The 15,945-nt window shown below is 71.0% G+C and carries 14 protein-coding genes; 3 read left to right on the top strand and 11 right to left on the bottom strand.

Translation table 11 applies throughout. The annotated features are described in order from the left end of the window. Nucleotides 1-97: 97 nt before the first annotated feature. Nucleotides 98-1,096: a zinc-dependent alcohol dehydrogenase family protein gene (locus tag ACYVF3_RS25275; RefSeq protein ID WP_461156729.1), complete on the bottom strand. Its 999-nt coding sequence runs from the start codon at nt 1,094-1,096 to the stop codon at nt 98-100. 181 nt (nt 1,097-1,277) lie between these two features. Here ACYVF3_RS25275 and ACYVF3_RS25280 point away from each other — a divergent pair, with 181 nt between their 5' ends. After that, entirely contained in the window at nt 1,278-2,273 is a 996-nt protein-coding gene (locus ACYVF3_RS25280) for a LacI family DNA-binding transcriptional regulator (RefSeq protein WP_461156730.1), read from the top strand. 25 nt (nt 2,274-2,298) lie between these two features. Beyond that, nucleotides 2,299-3,255, top strand: a complete 957-nt coding sequence (locus ACYVF3_RS25285; protein WP_461156731.1) for a carbohydrate kinase family protein — start codon at nt 2,299-2,301, stop codon at nt 3,253-3,255. A gap of 281 nt (nt 3,256-3,536) precedes the next feature. Here the strand turns inward: ACYVF3_RS25285 and ACYVF3_RS25290 are convergent, their stop codons facing one another. The 6 genes from ACYVF3_RS25290 to ACYVF3_RS25315 form a co-directional block, all read right to left on the bottom strand. After that, entirely contained in the window at nt 3,537-4,568 is a 1,032-nt protein-coding gene (locus ACYVF3_RS25290) for an aldo/keto reductase (RefSeq protein WP_461156732.1), read from the bottom strand. 182 nt (nt 4,569-4,750) lie between these two features. Beyond that, complete coding sequence (locus ACYVF3_RS25295) at nt 4,751-5,125, bottom strand: cupin domain-containing protein (RefSeq protein ID WP_461156733.1); 375 nt, start codon at nt 5,123-5,125, stop codon at nt 4,751-4,753. Nucleotides 5,126-5,202: 77 nt separating this feature from the next. Next, nucleotides 5,203-5,859 carry an SDR family NAD(P)-dependent oxidoreductase gene (locus tag ACYVF3_RS25300; protein ID WP_461156734.1) on the bottom strand — a complete coding sequence of 219 codons (657 nt, stop codon included), beginning with the start codon at nt 5,857-5,859 and terminating at the stop codon, nt 5,203-5,205. 24 nt (nt 5,860-5,883) lie between these two features. Next, the gene (locus ACYVF3_RS25305) at nt 5,884-9,330 is read right to left on the bottom strand and encodes an indolepyruvate ferredoxin oxidoreductase family protein (protein WP_461156735.1); all 3,447 of its coding nucleotides are present in this window, start codon (nt 9,328-9,330) and stop codon (nt 5,884-5,886) included. A gap of 318 nt (nt 9,331-9,648) precedes the next feature. Then, nucleotides 9,649-10,128, bottom strand: coding sequence for an Lrp/AsnC family transcriptional regulator (locus ACYVF3_RS25310; RefSeq protein WP_461156736.1), 480 nt, complete (start codon nt 10,126-10,128; stop codon nt 9,649-9,651). Nucleotides 10,129-10,323: 195 nt separating this feature from the next. After that, nucleotides 10,324-12,126, bottom strand: a complete 1,803-nt coding sequence (locus ACYVF3_RS25315) for a flavin-containing monooxygenase (protein WP_461156737.1) — start codon at nt 12,124-12,126, stop codon at nt 10,324-10,326. Nucleotides 12,127-12,346: 220 nt separating this feature from the next. On the opposite strand from ACYVF3_RS25315, the gene ACYVF3_RS25320 reads away from it, so the two are divergent. Further along, on the top strand, nt 12,347-12,613 hold the full coding sequence (locus ACYVF3_RS25320) for a hypothetical protein (RefSeq protein ID WP_461156738.1): 267 nt from the start codon (nt 12,347-12,349) through the stop codon (nt 12,611-12,613). 84 nt (nt 12,614-12,697) lie between these two features. Here the strand turns inward: ACYVF3_RS25320 and ACYVF3_RS25325 are convergent, their stop codons facing one another. The 4 genes from ACYVF3_RS25325 to ACYVF3_RS25340 all read right to left on the bottom strand — a co-directional run bounded on the left by ACYVF3_RS25325 (nt 12,698) and on the right by ACYVF3_RS25340 (nt 15,886). Next, nucleotides 12,698-12,847, bottom strand: a complete 150-nt coding sequence (locus ACYVF3_RS25325) for a hypothetical protein (protein WP_461156739.1) — start codon at nt 12,845-12,847, stop codon at nt 12,698-12,700. A gap of 19 nt (nt 12,848-12,866) precedes the next feature. Then, on the bottom strand, nt 12,867-13,028 hold the full coding sequence (locus tag ACYVF3_RS25330; RefSeq protein ID WP_461156740.1) for a hypothetical protein: 162 nt from the start codon (nt 13,026-13,028) through the stop codon (nt 12,867-12,869). Then, a complete protein-coding gene (locus ACYVF3_RS25335; RefSeq protein ID WP_461156741.1) occupies nt 13,025-14,269 on the bottom strand; it encodes an NAD(P)/FAD-dependent oxidoreductase in 1,245 nt (414 codons plus the stop codon). The genes ACYVF3_RS25330 and ACYVF3_RS25335 overlap by 4 nt, the downstream gene beginning before the upstream one ends. A gap of 96 nt (nt 14,270-14,365) precedes the next feature. Further along, the gene (locus ACYVF3_RS25340) at nt 14,366-15,886 is read right to left on the bottom strand and encodes a PucR family transcriptional regulator (protein WP_461156742.1); all 1,521 of its coding nucleotides are present in this window, start codon (nt 15,884-15,886) and stop codon (nt 14,366-14,368) included. Nucleotides 15,887-15,945 lie beyond the last annotated feature (59 nt).

Raw genomic sequence — 15,945 nt, forward strand, 5'->3', positions numbered from 1 at the left:
AAGACGTCTCGCCACGCGCCTCGTGGCGGGACGTCGGGGAGCTACCAGGGATCCGGGCGCGCCGCTGTTCCGGTGCGGGGACCGGCCTGAACCGCTCCTAGCGCGCGGTGGGGCTCACGTGGATCTTGTGACCTTCTCCGGCGCGGAACTTCTGGATCGCCTCGGTGTAGGAGGCCAGCGGGAGCGTTGCCGACACGAGCTGCTCGACGTCGACGGTGCCCGAGGCGATCAGTTCGATGGCCGGCTGAAAACCGTTGTGCACGGCCATGGAACCGAGGATGTCGATCTCCTCGTGGTAGACGCGGAACGGCGAGAAGCTCGCGGTCGCGTTCGGGTCCGAGACGCCGAACTGCAGGAAGGTGCCGCCCTTGCGGACCCGCCCCAGGCCGTCCTCGATCGCGGGCACCGCACCGGTCGCGTCGATGACGACGTCGTAGCCGTCCGGCTGCTCCAGCGCGTCGGCGTTGGTGGTGGCGCGGTCGGCGGCGTAGGACAGCGCGAAGTCCAGGCGGGAGTCGTTGATGTCGACCATCGACACCGACGCGGCCCCGGCGCGGCGCACCAGCGCCGACATCAGCAGGCCCATCGTGCCTGCGCCGTAGATCAGGTAGTGCGATCCGGGCAGCCGGGGCAACCGGCTCAGGCCGTGCACCGCGCAGGACAGGGGTTCCACCATCGCAGCGGCCGTGTAGGAGACGGTCGGGGGCAGCGAGAAGCAGATCCCCGCGGGCACGGCGACGAGTTCGGCCGCGGCTCCGGCCTTGCTCACGCCGATGGCGTCCCAGACCGTGCACAGGTTCCCCCGGCCGGCCCGGCACCAGCGGCAGATGCCGCACGGCAGGTTCGGGTCGACCGCGACCCGGTCACCCACCGCTAAACCGGTCACGCCCTCGCCCAGCTCCACGACCTCGCCGGCGAACTCGTGCCCGGGGGTCAGCGGGTACTCGGCGGGCAGCACCCCGTCGACCAGGTGCAGATCGGTGCCGCACAGGCCGCAGGCGTGCACTCGCACGATCACCTGCCCGGCCGCCGGTGTCGGATCCGCTACGTCTGCGACTGCGGCCTTGCCTGGTCCTTCGATCACTACGGCTTGCACGATCACTCATCCCGTCCGGCGTGCCTCGGCGCACGCTCGCTGGTCCGCACCGGCCGAGGGGTGCTCGGACTGGGCCGCCCCGGCGCGATGTGCCGCAAAAGCTAACTTTGGTTAAGCGCTTAGGCAAGCGCTTAACTCCATGTTAAATTCCCAACCCGAACTGGGAACGAGGGAGTCGCCGGTGGCCACGATCGCCGATGTCGCACGCGTCGCTGGAGTGTCCTCGGCGACGGTGTCCTACGTGCTCAACGGCACCCGCAAGGTGCGGCCGGAGACGGCCGAATCCGTGCGCAACGCCATCGAGCAGGTCGGCTACATCCAGAACACGCTCGCCCGCTCGCTGGCCACGGCCCGCACGCTGTCCATCGGTGTCGCCATCTCCTCGGTGAGCAATCCCTACTTCACCGAGATCCTCCAGGGCATCGAGGCCGAGGCGGTCGATCGGGGCTACAGCCTGCTGGTGGCCGACCCGCGCGACGACCCGGAGCACGAGCTCAGCGTCGTCTCCCACCTGCACCAGCGGCGCATCGACGGCGTCGTGCTGGCGCCATCGCCGGAGCCCTCGCGGACGATGCGCTACCTCGCCGAGCACGAGGTGCCCACCGTCCTGGCCGACCGCGTCGTCGCGGCCGGCTACGACCAGGTCAGCACCGACAACGCCGAGTCCACCGCGTCGCTGGTGGACCACCTCGCCGCGCTCGGACACCGGCGCATCGGCTTCGTGTCCGGGCTGGCGGGCCTGAGCACCACCGCCGAGCGGCTGGCCGGGTACCGGGAAGGCATGCGCCGCAACGACATCGACGCCGATCCGGAGCTGTGCCAGGAAGGTGCGTCGGCATCGGAGTCCGCCCGGCGCGCCGCGACCGCCCTGCTCACCTCAGCGAGCCCGGCGACGGCGATCATCGCGGCGAACAACGCGATGACCATCGGCACCATGCAGGCCGTGCGCGATCTCGGCCGCAGCGTCCCCGACGACGTGGCGCTGGTGGCCTTCGACGACTTCCCCTGGGCGGACCTGTTCACGCCGCGCCTGACCGCCATCGCCCAGCCCAGCCGCGAGATCGGGGCCGAGGCACTTCGCCTGCTGCTGAACCGGCTCGACGATCCCACCCGTGATCCCGTGGAACGCCGACTTGAATCCCGCTTCGTGCACCGCGATTCCTGCGGCTGCCGCTGAACCGCACCCGAGAAGGAGCCGAACCATGATCGTCGTCGGAGGCGAAGCGCTGATCGACCTCGTCGCCACCGAGCCCGTGTCCGCAGGGCACCTGCCGGTGCGGACCTCGCACCCCGGCGGTGGGCCGCACAACGTGGCGATCGCGCTGGCGCGGCTCGGCTCGTCCGTGTCGATGCTGTCGCGGGTCTCCACCGACGACTTCGGCGAGGCCCTGGTGAGCGGCCTGCGCCAGTCCGGTGTGGATACGAGCCTGCTGCAGCGCGGCCCCGAACCGACCACTCTCGCCGTCGCCTCCCCCGGTTCCGACGGGTCGGCGCGGTACAGCTTCTACGTGCAGGGAACGGCCGACCGGTTCGTCACCGACCCCGGCGCGCTGCCACCGCAGGTGCGCGCGCTGTCGCTGGGCACGTTGTCGATGGTGCTGGAACCCGGTGCCAGCGCCTACGAATCGCTGCTGCGCCGCGAATCGGCTCGCGGGGTGTTCGTGGCGTTGGACCCCAACGTGCGAGCGGACCTCATCGACGACGCCGAGGCCTACCGCGAGCGGTTCGAGCGCTGGCTGCCCCACCTCGGGCTGCTGAAGGTGTCCGAGGAGGACGCCCACTGGCTCGCCCCGGGTGCCGAGCCGGTGTCGGACGCGGTGCGCCGGTGGGCCGGTGCGGGCCCGGCGGCGGTGGTGCTGACCCGGGGTGCCGACGGGATCTCGGTCGTCCTCCCCGACGGAAGTCGCGTTGACGTCGCCTGCCGCGAGGCGACGATCGTCGACACCATCGGTGCCGGTGACACGGTCCAGGCCGCGCTGCTGCACTGGCTGTCCCACAACGACGCCCTGGAGCGCGCCGCGGTCGCGGACATGGGAGCGAACCGGTGGCGGGAGGCTCTGACCTACGCGGCCACCGCCGCAGCTCTCACCTGCTCACGCCCGGGCGCACAACCTCCGGCCGCGGAGGAGCTCCCCTCCCCCGGTTTTAGTCCGAACTGAGCCGACATTTCGGGCATGAAAGGTCCTCGGTTTGGACTAAGGAGTCGTTTCAGAATGCGGCGGAGCCGCTGTTTCAGGTGTGGGACTCAGCTGGCACCGCCGCGGGTTCTCACACGTCGTCTGGATGAGTACGCCGCGACGCCGATGTCCACCCCTGGGTAAGCGGAAGACATCAGGAGTGGTGCACGGAGTCCAGGCGGCGTGTGAGGTTCCGCTACCCGCACCGCCAAGCAAGGTGATTCTGCAACGACCCCTAAAACTGGGAAATGGGGAGGTGAGGTCTACTTCTTGAGGCCTGTGCCGTGGATTCCGTACTGCTCGATGACGGCCAGGTCGTCGTCGGTGAGGGCGGGGAACTGGAGGGCTTCGACGTTGTGGTCGAGCTGCCAGACGGAGCTGGCCCCGATCAGCGCCGAGGTGACCTCGGGACGCCGCAGGACCCACTGGAGGGCGAGCTGCGCCAGCGACTGACCGCGCTGCGCGGCGAGCTCGTTGAGGGCGGAGGCCCGCTCCCGGTAGGTGTCGTCGATGACGTCGGGCGACAGGAAGGCGCTGTTCTCCGCGCGCGCCCCGGACGGAACACCCGTGAGGTACTTGTCGGTGAGCAGCCCCTGCGCCAGCGGCGAGTAGACCACCAGCCCGAAGCCGTCCTCGGCGGCGAGATCGAGCAGGCCGTTGTTCTCCGGCGTGCGGTCGAAGATCGAGTAGCGCGGCTGGTGGACCAGCAGCGGCACGCCCGCCTCCCGCAGCAGTTCAGCGGCCTGGTGAGCGCGCTCGGGCTGGTAGTTCGACAGCGCGACGTAGAGCGCCTTGCCCTGCTGCACCGCGCTGACCAGCGCACCCACCGTCTCCTCCAGCGGAGTGCTCTCGTCCGGGCTGTGGCTGTAGAAGATGTCGACGTAGTCGGTGCCCAGATCGCGCAGGCTGTGGTCCAGCGAGGACAGCAGCGACTTGCGGGAACCGCCCTTCTGGTAGGGCCCCGGGCCGATCGGGTTGCCGGCCTTGGTCGACAGGATCAGCTCATCGCGGTGCGGCGCCAGGTCCTTGGCCAGCACCTTCCCGAGGAGCTTCTGCGCGGCGCGGTGTGGCGGACCGTAGCGGTCGGCGTTGTCGAAGTGCGTGATCCCGAGGTCGAAGGCGTGCAGCACGATCTCGCGCTGCGTCTCGTACGGGTAGTCGGTCCCGAACTTCTGCCACAGGCCGAACGAGAAGGCCGGCAGGTCGAGGCCGGAAGCCCCCGCGCGCCGGTACTCCATCTTCTCGTAGCGGTCCTCGCTCGCCGCGTAGGTCTGCTCGAAAGCCCCGTGGCCCATCGGTTCCCTTCCTCCGGTCTGTCGGGTTCGTCTGCGCCGGATCGCATTCGCGAGCGGTCCGGCTGCCGACCCGTCATGCAACCACTTCGGACGCCGGAGAGCAGCTGTTCGTCTCGGGGCTCACAGCTTCGGACGCGCGAACGCGGCGGGCTCGTGCCGAACCCGCCGCGCGCGTTGAAGCACTATCCGGTCCTGGCGTAGTCGCTGGCTCCGCACCAATCGACGATGACGACGTCCTCGTCGCCCACGACCCAGGCGTCGTGGCCCTGCGGCAGCGAGCTGACCGAGCCCGCCTCGACGTCGAACTCCTGGCCGTCGGCCATCTGGACGTGCAGCGTCCCGGACAGGTGGTACTGGAAGTGCGGCGCTTCGCACCACTCGGTCCCCGCCATCGGCTTGACGTCCTGGCTCCACCGCCACCCGGGGTGCAGCACGAAACGTCCGATGGTGCCGCCGGCCATGTCGAGGACCTCGGCGCGGCCGTGCTCGAACTCGCGCACGTCATCAGGGCGATCGAAATCGCGGCTCTCGACCGCCTGCGTGCTGTGCATCGTCATGATCGACTCCTTCCGCGCAACCCGACGTCGACCACCGTGAGGCCGCCGCGATCCGGCGGCCAGAGGCTTTCTGCCCGTCACGCGGGGCCGACGGTGACGCGGAACTTGCCGCGCTGCGAGTGCATCGTCCACAACCGCTCGGCCAGCGCGTCCGGCGCGAACAGCGGGTCTCCTCCGCCGATGGCTCCGGGCACGACGAGCTGACCGACGTGCACGTTCTGGGACGCGAGGGCGTCGTGCAGCATCTCGCCGTAGGCGGACTCGGCGGCGAAGGCGACGGAGGTGCCCGCGACCTCGCCGTTGGGGATCGCCGCGCTCCCCCCGTTGACCAGCAGGATCGTGCCCTTGCCCCGCTCGGTCATGCTCGGCAGGACCTGGCGCACGGCGGTCGCGGAACCGTGCACGGAGAACTCGACAGCAGCGCTGAGGTCCTCGACGGTGGTGTCGAGGACGGGACGAAGGAAGTCGCGGTGCGGGATCGGGCTGTACTGCAGCACCTCGATCGGCCCGAGATCCTGGTCGGCTGCAGCGAGCGCGTCCACCAGGCGTCGCCGGTCCGCGACGTCGGCCTCGTACCCGCGCGCCCGCACCCCTTCCTCGGCGAGCTCGACGGCCAGCCGCTCGACGTGGGCCTTCGTGCGCGAGAGGAGCGCCGCGGAGTGGCCCTCCCGCCCGAACCGGCGCGCCACGGCCGCACCCAGTCCCGGACCGGCACCGATGATCGCGATCGTCATGGCTGGCCTCCCTCGACCCCTGTCTCAGACCCGCACCTCGGCCGGGAGTGCCGTCAGGGTCCCGCGGATCGCGCGCATCCGCTCGCGGTACACCTCCACCGAGTCGAGCTTGATCTGCTCGTAGCCCCGGATCACGTCCGGGAGTTCCGCGAGCTCGACCGCGGTGGGCAACGTGGTTTTGCCCAGGACCGGGAGGATTTCCTCGACGGCCGAGCGGTATTCACCGATGAGGGCGCGTTCGACCTCGCGGACGTGGGCGCGGCCGAACGGGTCGAGGGCGCTGCCCCGCAGTCGCCGGAGTCCGCGCAGCACGCGGAACGCGGGCCGGATCCACGGTCCGAGCGTGATCTTCCGCCGCATCCCGAGCGCCCGGAGCACCGGCGGGTGCAGCCGGTAGCTCAGCTTCGCCCGAGGCCCCCACTGCTCACGCACGCGGTCCTGCAGCGCGGGGTCGAGCGAGAGCCTGGCGACCTCGTACTCGTCCTTGTAGGCCATGAGCTTGAACAGGTGCCGCGCCACGGCCTCGGCCAGCCGGCTGCTGCCGGGCACGGCCGCCTGCTCCCGCTCCCGGACGTGGTCGACGAAGCGCCGGTAGTCCTCGGCGTAGCGCGCGTTCTGGTAGCCGGTGAGCTCGTGGGCCCGGTGCTCGATCAGCTCGTCGAGGCTGGTCACCTCCGGTTCCGGAGCCTGCTCACCGGCGATGGCGCGTCGGCCGTGACCGAAGGCCAGCAGGTTCTCCTCGACCCGCGCTCCGTTGAGCCGGATCGCCTCCTCGATCGCCGATGCGGGCAGCGGCAGTGCCCCGGCCTGGTAGGCGGCCCCGACCAGCAGCATGTTCGCGAACTGCTCGTCGCCGAACAGCTCCGCGGACAGCCGGTCGGCGGCCACGTGGTGCGCCCGCGCGACCTGCTCGTCGACGGCGGTGCGAATGCTGCCCTGGTCCGGGAAGGTGGAGGCCGGGTCGACGACCATCCTGCCGGTGGGGACTTCCGCGGTGGAGACGACGGCGATCGTGCGAGCCGGGCTGGTCGCCTTGAGCTGGACCGGATCGGTGGCGACCAGGGAGTCGCAGCCCAGGTACAGGTCGCACTCGCCATCGGCGATCTTGGCCGCTCGGGAGACCGGCGCGGTGCTGAACTTGAGGTCGGAGACGACCGCGCCGCCCTTCTGCGCCAGGCCGGTCTGGTCGAGCGCGCGCACGTGCTTGCCCTCGATCGCCGCGGCGGTGGCCAGGACCTGCGCCACGGTGACCACGCCGGTACCGCCGACGCCGGTGATGCGCGTGGTGAAGTTCTCGGCCGCCACCTGCGCATCTGGTTCCGGCAGCGGGCCGACCGGTGGAGCGACCCGCGCGGCCGCGCGCCCGTCGGGATCGGGCACGACGGTCAGGAACGACGGGCAGTCGCCGTCCAGGCACGAGTAGTCGAGGTTGCACGAGGATTGGTGGATCTGCGTCTTGCGGCCGAACTCGGCCTCCACCGGGCGGACCGAGAGGCAGTTCGACTTCTGCCCGCAGTCACCGCAGCCCTCGCAGACCCGCTCGTTGATCATCACCTTGGTCGTCGGGGTCGGTTGGGTGCCGCGCTTGCGCTTGCGCCGCTTCTCGGCGGCGCACTCCTGGTCGTGCACGAGCACCGTCACGCCCGGCTCGCCGGCCAGCTCGGTCTGCACCGCGACGAGCTCGTCGCGGTGCCGCACCGAAACCCGGTCGCGATCGCCCGAACCCGCGCGGCGCAACGCCTTCCGCACCGTCTCCGGGCGGTCGCCGGTGATGACGACTCGGCCGACCCCTTCGGCCAGCACGGTCTCGACCAGCTGCGGCAGACCGCCACGGCCGCCGACGGCGTCCTGCCCACCGGTCATGGCCACGGTCGAGTTGAACAGGACCTTGAACGTCATCCGCGCTCCGGCCGCCACCGCGGCCCGGATGGCGAGGCTGCCGGAGTGGGCGAAGGTGCCGTCGCCGAGGTTCTGCAGGTAGTGCGTCTCGTGCACGAACGGCGCCATGCCGAGCCAGTGCGCGCCTTCCCCGCCCATCTGGCTGATCCCGGTGACGGCACCGACCTGTTCCTCCGGCATCAGCAGGACCATCGCGTGGCAGCCGATGCCCCCGCCGACGAGCGCGCCCTCCGGTGGTTTCGTCGAGGAGTTGTGCGGGCAGCCGGAGCAGAAGTGCGGGGTCCGGGCGGCCAGCGGCAACATGATCCGCTCCCTGCGCACTCCGTCCTTCATGGACAGATCGCGGAACCCGTTGTCCTGCAAGCGTCGACGGAGCCCGGCGGCCGCGGTGTCCGGGTCGAGCTCGCCGACGTCGCTGAACAACCGGGCACCGCCCGGGTCCCGCTTGCCGGTGACGCGCGGCGCCTGGGCCGTGCCGTAGAGGGCCTCCTTGATCGCGACCTCCAGGAAGGCGCGCTTGTCCTCGACCACCACGATCTCGTCGAGCCCGCGCGCGAACTCGCGCACGACCTCGGGCTCGACGGGCACGACCGCGCCCAGCTTCAGCAGCCGGAGGCCCTGTCGCTCCCAGACCTCCTCGCCCAGCCCGAGCTCGTCGAGCGCCTGCCGGACGTCGAGGTAGGTCTTCCCGGCGGCCACGATCCCGATCCGCGCCGACCTCCTCGCGCCGAGCACCTGGTTCACGCCGCTGCGCCGCAGGTACTCCAGCGCGATCGGCGTCCTGATCTGGTGGAGGCTGCGTTCGAGCTCGGCCAGATCGGGGCCGAGCAGGCGGGCGTGCGGGACGTGGGAGTACGCGCGCAGACCGCCGGCGAGACCATCCATCGCAGGCGGGGTCCAGGTCGTGTCGACGAGCGCGGTGGAGCCGCCGTCGGCGACGTTGGTGGCGACCTTCATCGCCGTCCACAGCCCGCTCGCCCGGGAGAGCTCGACGGCGTGCAGGCCGTGTTCGATGACCTCCTGCGGATCGGCCGGGTAGAACGTGGGCAGCTGCAGGTCGGCCAGCGCGGGCTCGGACGAGCAGGGCACGCTGGAGGACTTCGCGCTGGGATCGTCGCCGACGAGCGCGACCACACCACCTCGGGGCGAGGTGCCGACCATCGCCGCGTGCCGGATCGCATCCGTCGCCCGGTCCAGGCCCGGCGCCTTGCCGTACCAGAATCCGGTGACGCCGTCGGTGTTGAGCTCGGCCACCTGTCCGGCGAGCTGCGTGCCCGCCAGCGCCGTCGCGGCGAGCTCCTCGTTGAGCGCGGGCGCGTGCACGACGCCGTGCTCGGCCATCAGCGCCGCACGCCGCTGGATCTCCAGGTCGTAACCGGCCAGCGGAGATCCTTCGTAGCCGCTGACGTAGAGCGAACCGAGGTGGCCGCGACGCCGATCGTGCCTGCTCCGGTCGAGCAGCACCCGCACCAGCGCCTGCACGCCGGTCAGGTAGACCGGGCCGTCCTCGGTCAGGTACCGGGCGTCGAGCGAGAACGGCTCGCGAGTCGGCGTGTCGATGGACGAGCTCAAGCCGGCACCTCTTCCTGCGCTTCGGAGACGAGACGCAGCTCACGTTAAGCACCGTTTGCCCGGTTGTTCAACTGATTCGCTCACATATGGGCCACTGGCCACCTCCTTCGGTGACATGCGATCCAGAGCCTGTGCCAACGGTCGCGTCCGGTGTGCTCCTGGTGCACAACCGGACGTCAGCCCGCGCTGCGCTGAGCAGGTGGTCGGCCGTGGCGCTCGGGAGCGTGATCGAAGTGCGCCACTGGTCCGGGGATCGGCTCGGCCAGGTGCGCATCGGCAACCGAGGACGTCTGCGCGCCCTCGTCGGGGCGGCTGCGGTCAGCGACCGATCTCGTCGTGCAGCTTGCGGATGAGCGGCGAGATCCTCGGCTTGATGCGCCTGCTCAGCACGACTTCCGTGGAGATCCGCTCGACGCCCTCCACCGCGATGATCTGCTGCAGGACTTCCTCCAGCCCCGCGTTGTCCTTGGCGACGACCCGGCACAGCAGGTCGGCGTCACCGGCGACCGCGTTCGCCTCGACGACCTCCGGGATCCGGCCGAGGCCGTCGAGCGCCCGATCCAGCTTGCCCTGCGCGAGGTTGAGCCGGACGTAGGCCAGGCCCTGGTAGCCCATCGCGGCCGGGTCGAACTGCGGTTGCCAGCTGATCAGCACGCCGAGGTGCTGCAGCTTGTCCACTCTGGACTGCACGGTCGCCCGGGCGACGCCGAGCCTGCGGGCGTACTCGCGAACCCCGGCCCGGGGTTCCTCGGCGATCAGCCTGAGCACGGCCATGTCCAACGGCTCGAAGGGCGACATGCGGGCTCCTCCTGGTCGCGACCGCCCGCGCGGGCGGTCCTTGCACGCAGCGTCGTTGTACCAGATGGTCACGTGCGATTCCCAGGAGTGACCCGGTTGTCACCGCGCTGCAGCCGCACGACCCCGACGCACTGATCGAGGGACTCGCAGAACCAGGCGAGGATCACCATCCGCACAGGACGGTCGGCCGCGGGGTCAGCTCGCGTCGCCGAGGGCTTCGTCGATGCCGTCGCCGTTGCGCCAGTCGCGCAGCAGGCACTGGAACGCGGCAGGGCCCGGGCCGAAGGTGCGGCGGGGGCGAGCCGAGCCCTCGTTGTTGTAGTAGCCCGGCGTGCACTCGGCGTCGAACCACGCGCGCTCCGGCGAACCGGCCTCGATCGTGGCGACCCAGTCGGTTTCGGCTTCCACAGTGGGCTCCACGCACTTCGTGCCCCGGCGGCGGGCCTCGGCGACGACCGCCGCGACGTGGATGGCCTGCTCGTCGAGGACGTGCACGTAGTTCACCGAAGGGGCGTTCTGCAGCGATCCCAGGTGGAAGAGGTTCGGAAAGCCGTTGCTGCAGAAGCCGTGCAGCGTCCGGACGCCCGTGGCGCGCCAGGAGTCGAGCAGCCGCGTGCCGTCCCGGCCGCGCACCGGGAGCCTTCCGGTCATCACGTCGGACTTGCCGACCTCGAAGCCGGTCGCGAAGATCACGCAGTCCACTTCGTACTCCCGGCCGCCGACGACCAGTGCGTTCTCGGTGAACCGCTCGACACCACCGTGATCCGCGGTGTCGACCAGCGTGACGTTGGGCCGGTTGAACGCGCCCAGGTACTCGTCGCTGAACGTGGGCCGCTTGCAGCCGTAGCGGTACCAGGGCTTGAGCAGCTCGGCCGTCGCGGCGTCCTCGACGACCTCCTCCACCCGTCCTCGCAGCCGGTTCATCTTCTCGAAGTCGAGCAGCTCCTCGGCCCGCTCCCACTCCGCGACGTCCCAGTCCGCGCGGGCATCGGTGGCGATGATCTTGCCGAGCACGTTCGCGCTGGCCGTCCAGGCGTCGTCCACCAGGTCCTCGTCCGCTCGATGCCCGGTCACCACGGCCTGGAAGTTCTCCCGCCGCACCGCGTGCCAGCCGGGCTGCAGCGACGCCGCCCACTCCGGGTCGGTCCGGCGGTTGTCGCGCACGTCCACCGATGACGGCGTGCGCTGGAAGACGTGCAGGTGCTCCGCGTCGCGCGCGACGTGCGGGACGACCTGGATCGCCGTCGCGCCGGTGCCGATGATCGCCACCCGCTTGTCGGCCAGCCCGGTCAGGTCGCCGCCCGGTCCTCCCCCGGTGTAGCCGTAGTCCCAGCGGCTCGTGTGGAAGGTGTGCCCGGTGAAGGACTCGATCCCCGGGATGCCCGGCAGCTTCGGGTGGTCGAGCGTGCCGTTGGAGACCACGACGTAGGTGGCGCGCATCTCGTCGCCGCGGTCGGTGAGCACGACCCACTCGCCGTCGTCCCAGCGCAGCTCGGTGACTCCGGTCTGGAAGCACGCGTCGCGGTAGAGGTCGAAGGTGCGGCCGATCGCCATCGCGTGCTGGCGGATCTCCTCGCCCGGCGAGTACTTCCACTCCGGAACGTGCCCCACCTCCTCCAGCAGCGGGAGGTAGACGTAGGACTCGATGTCGCAGTGGATGCCCGGGTAGCGGTTCCAGTACCAGGTTCCGCCGAAGTCGCCGCCCTTCTCGATGATCCGGATGCGCTCCAGGCCCGCTTGGCGCAGCCGCGCGCCGGCGCACAAGCCACCGAATCCGCCGCCGAGCACGATGGCGTCGACGCGGTCGTGCATCGGTTGCCTGGTGAGCTCGTCGACGTAGGGGTCCTGGGCGTAGTAGCCGAACTCGCCCTCCGCGCGGCGGTACTGCGCGCTGCCGTCCGGCCGGACCCGGCGCTCGCGCTCGGCGCTGTAGCGCTCGCGCAGCGCTGCGACCTCGGCGTCGGAGAAGTCGGGGATCGAGGGAGGATGCGTCGACATCGCGGCCTTTCTCGCTGCGCGCCTGCGTCCACGGGAGCGGCGGCCTTGGTTTTAAATCAGCTGACTTATTCCAAGTTAGCACGCCGCCCCACGAAAGAGCGCTAGCCGTCTGCGTCCATGCACCCAGTGACGCCGACCAGGCGAGGCGAGCGGGCGACTGCGACACCCCTCGGGACTGCTCGTACTGCACGCGCCGCTACTGCAGCTCCGAGGCGCGACCGTGTCGAGTCCCGTCGAACTCGGCATCGAGGCGGGCGGCTTCCTCACGGTCCTGAGAGTCGACGAGGACGGGCCGAGCGCATTCGTGCCCGATCACGCGCCCGCCTCGGTGTTCACCGCCGCTCCCGATGTGGTCGTCGCGCTGGCCGCTGGAGCTATCAGCGTCGAGCAGGCCATCGCCGCGGGCGAGTTCCGAGGCGACCCGAACGCACTGCGAACCGCGTTCTCCCCGGTGCGCACGACGGCTCCGCAGCACGGCGGCGACTAGACGACCGCGAGCGTTCCGGCCGCTGAGGAGACGATCCTCAGCGGACTTCGAGAAGCGCTACCGGGCAGCGCTTCTCAGTCCTCGCTATCCGACTCGCGATCCTTTCCACTGCGCCGCATCGGATTCGGCCCGACGCTCGCGCAGGCCGTGGGCGCGTCGGGTCAACCAGTGGTTCACCGCCAGAAGCACGAACGCGAGCACGGCGAGGCCGAGGTAGGTCCACTCCGGCAACATGACCTCCATGGGTGTCCGGTCAGCCGTCGACTTCGATCGGCAGGCCGGGTTTGCGGTGTTCCAGCGCGTACTCGGTGGCGATCCGGAGCAGCATGTCCTTCTCCGTGCGCAGGAGCTTGTTCTCCTTGCGCAGCCATTCGAGCTCGCGGCGTTCGGCCGTGGAGAGTTCGCCCGTCGTCATCGCAACGGGTCGAACGGACGGAGGGCGGCGGGACGCTCGCCGGTGACGATCTGCTCGGCCAGCAGGCTCCCGGTGATCGGCCCGAGCGTCAGGCCCCACATGCCGTGCCCGCCCGCGACGTGGACGCCGGGCAGCTTCGTCGGTCCGATCAGCGGGAGGCCGTCGGTGGTCACCGGCCTGGGGCCGACCCATTCGTCGTGCCGGGCGTCCCAGTCGACGCCCCGCAGGAACGGGCGCGCGGACCGCACGATCGCCTCGATGCGGTGCCGGTCGAGATCCGCGTCAGGTCCGCGGAACTCCATCGTGCCCGCCACGCGCAGCGCGCCCTGGTACGGAGTGCAGGCGACCCGGACAGCAGGCAAGTAGATCGGGCACGGAACGGGCTGCTCGGTGGGAACGGTGAACGAGTACCCGCGCCCGGCCCGCACGGACCGCGTGACCCCGGCACCGGCCGCGAGCTCCGGCAACCAGGCGCCCGAGGCCAGCACGACCGAATCCGCCTGGACGTACTCGTGCTGCGCGGACTTCACGATCAGCCTGCGGCCGTCGCGCACCACGTCGCGGACGTCGAACCCGGAGTGGATCCGAGCCCCTCGGCTTTCGACGGCCTCAGCCAGGGACCGGGTGAACTCGCCCGGGTCGACGTGGCGCTGGCCCTCGATCTGCAGGACGGTGCCGACCCGCGAGGACAGCTGCGGGACGTCCAGCCCGGCCGCTTCGGTGAACACCGTGTCCTGACCGCTGCGGCGGGTCCGCTCGAACTCGCTGCGGAGTTCCTCGGCCTGCTCGCGCTTCTCGAACGCCGCGACCACCGGCGCCGTCGGGGTCGGAGCGGTCACCCCGCCCTTGGCCAGCTCGTCGAAGGCGTCGAGGCAATCGTCGTTGAGCCCGACCAGGGCGCGCATGGACTTCTGCCAGGCGCCGCGCCGGCAGTTGCTCGCGAAGCGCAGGAGGAACGCCCACAGACCGGGGTCCACGGTCCGGGGCACGTACAGCGGGGCGCCTCGGTCGAAGAGCGAGCGCAAGCCGTAGCGCAGCACCTCCGGCTCGGGAAGCGGCACGCTGAAGGCAGGGGCGACGTAGCCCGCGTTGCCCCAGGACGCGCCGGCGGCGACGCCTCGGCGATCCACGACCGTCACCTCGACGCCGTGCTCCTGCAAGAACCACGCGGTCGACAGTCCGACCACGCCGGCACCCACGACGACGACCGATTCCGGTCGGCCGCCCGTTGCAGCACCCATGACCACGCTCCTCCTCGTCGCCACGAGCATGAGCGACGAAAACTCGAGGAGCATTGTGGATTTCACACAACCAGCCGGTCACGCGTTGTGCGCGGCCTACTGCTGCTGCGCGGCGAGGGCGATGACCAGCGCAAGACGGGTGTCCGGGTCCTCCAGGTCGAGCGACGCCACCTGGGTCACCTTGCGCATCCGGTTGCGGACGGTGTTCGGGTGGATCTCCAGGCGGGCGGACGCGGCACCGAGATCGCCCTGCACCTCCAACCAGGTCCGCAACGTCTCGATCAGCCTGGCCCCCTGCTCCCGGTCGTACCGCCGCAGCGACGCCACCGGACCCCGTTCAGGCGTCCGGCCGCCCGCGGCGACGTGGATCAAGCGCCGCAACAGGATCTCGTGCCAGGAGTCGTCGTAGACCACGACAGGCGATCCCGCCGGTTTCGCCCCGTGGACGGCCAGGCTCTCGTCCGCTTCCCGCCTGCTGTCGACGAGCTCGTCAGGTCCGGCGGGCCCGCCGATCCCGGCGAACACCCGCACTCCCGCGGGCATCTCGCGCCCCAGCGCGCGCACCCACTCGCGCGCTAGTTCGCCGTCCTCGTGCGGCAGAACCGTGTAGACCGTGTTGGCGAACAGTGCGCTGCGGCCCGGGCGGGACCAGCCGAAACCCACCGTCGCCAACTCGAAGACCAGCAGCGCCGCGGAGTCGTGCTCACCCCGGTTGTGGGCTTGGACGGCGACCACGCGGAAGGTGTCGCCGCGGAAGCCGAGCCTGCTCAGCACCGTGGCCACGTCGGACTGCCCCTCGACGAGGCCGATCACCAGGTCCGACTCGACCTGGCGCTCCAGGTCCGCGCTCGCCCGCGTGCGCAGCAGGTGCGCGGCCGCGGTCCGGGACGCCTGCACGAGGGCGGCCTGCCGCTCGGCGTCCAGCGGCGACGGCGTGCCCACCCAGATCGAGCCGAGCAGCGCCTTGCCCGCGCGCACGGCGACCACCGCGCGGCCTCGCCGCGCACCGGAGGGCTCGACGAACAACGGCTCGTCGGAGGCGGCCAGGTGCCGGAAGACCCCGCGCTCGTTGAGCTCGCGCCGGACCTCCTCCGGCACCCGCCTGCCCAGGATCGTCTCAAGCCGCGCCTGATCGGCGGACTCCTGGCGCTGCGAGTAGGCGAGGACGCCGGAGCGGTGGTCCTCGATCGTCACCGGCCCGCCGACCGACTCCGCCAAGGCGTCGGCCAGCGCGAACAGGTCCGTCGGACCGCGTCCCGCCTCCGTCTCGCGCCCCTCCAGCACCAGGCCGTAGACCACGCCACCCAGCTGCCCCCACGACACGGCCGGGTCGACCAGCAGCACCGCGACCTGTCGCTCCCGCGCGACCGAGAGCGCTTCCTCGCCGATCTCGTCGAGCCGGAACACCACGACCACGGCGCTGGTCGCCGCCAGCACCTCGGCGGCGCGCAGGCCATCTACCCCGACCGCGAGCAGCACTTCGTCACCGCCGGGCACCTGCTCCGCCGGGTCGTGCAGCGCCACCGCCCGCAGCTCGGTCGCCCGGCTGCGCGGCGCGCACACCAGCCTGGCCCCGTACCCGCCGAGGACGTTGATCAGTCGGTCCAGCTTGACCATGCACCCATGATCGGGCTTCTCGTCCCGGCCGCACGTCCGGGGTCGGCGGTTCACCCCCG

The sequence above is a fragment of the Saccharopolyspora tripterygii genome (assembly GCF_054778355.1).

Bases quoted from the DNA above. Each gene is read 5' to 3' on its own strand.
- ACYVF3_RS25310 (WP_461156736.1), bottom strand. From the start codon at position 10,128: ATGTCGCCCTTCGAGCCGTTGGACATGGCCGTGCTCAGGCTGATCGCC.
- ACYVF3_RS25285 (WP_461156731.1), top strand. From the start codon at position 2,299: ATGATCGTCGTCGGAGGCGAAGCGCTGATCGACCTCGTCGCCACCGAG.
- ACYVF3_RS25295 (WP_461156733.1), bottom strand. From the start codon at position 5,125: ATGACGATGCACAGCACGCAGGCGGTCGAGAGCCGCGATTTCGATCGC.
- ACYVF3_RS25340 (WP_461156742.1), bottom strand. From the start codon at position 15,886: ATGGTCAAGCTGGACCGACTGATCAACGTCCTCGGCGGGTACGGGGCC.
- ACYVF3_RS25335 (WP_461156741.1), bottom strand. From the start codon at position 14,269: ATGGGTGCTGCAACGGGCGGCCGACCGGAATCGGTCGTCGTCGTGGGT.
- ACYVF3_RS25325 (WP_461156739.1), bottom strand. From the start codon at position 12,847: ATGTTGCCGGAGTGGACCTACCTCGGCCTCGCCGTGCTCGCGTTCGTG.
- ACYVF3_RS25315 (WP_461156737.1), bottom strand. From the start codon at position 12,126: ATGTCGACGCATCCTCCCTCGATCCCCGACTTCTCCGACGCCGAGGTC.
- ACYVF3_RS25300 (WP_461156734.1), bottom strand. From the start codon at position 5,859: ATGACGATCGCGATCATCGGTGCCGGTCCGGGACTGGGTGCGGCCGTG.
- ACYVF3_RS25290 (WP_461156732.1), bottom strand. From the start codon at position 4,568: ATGGGCCACGGGGCTTTCGAGCAGACCTACGCGGCGAGCGAGGACCGC.
- ACYVF3_RS25330 (WP_461156740.1), bottom strand. From the start codon at position 13,028: ATGACGACGGGCGAACTCTCCACGGCCGAACGCCGCGAGCTCGAATGG.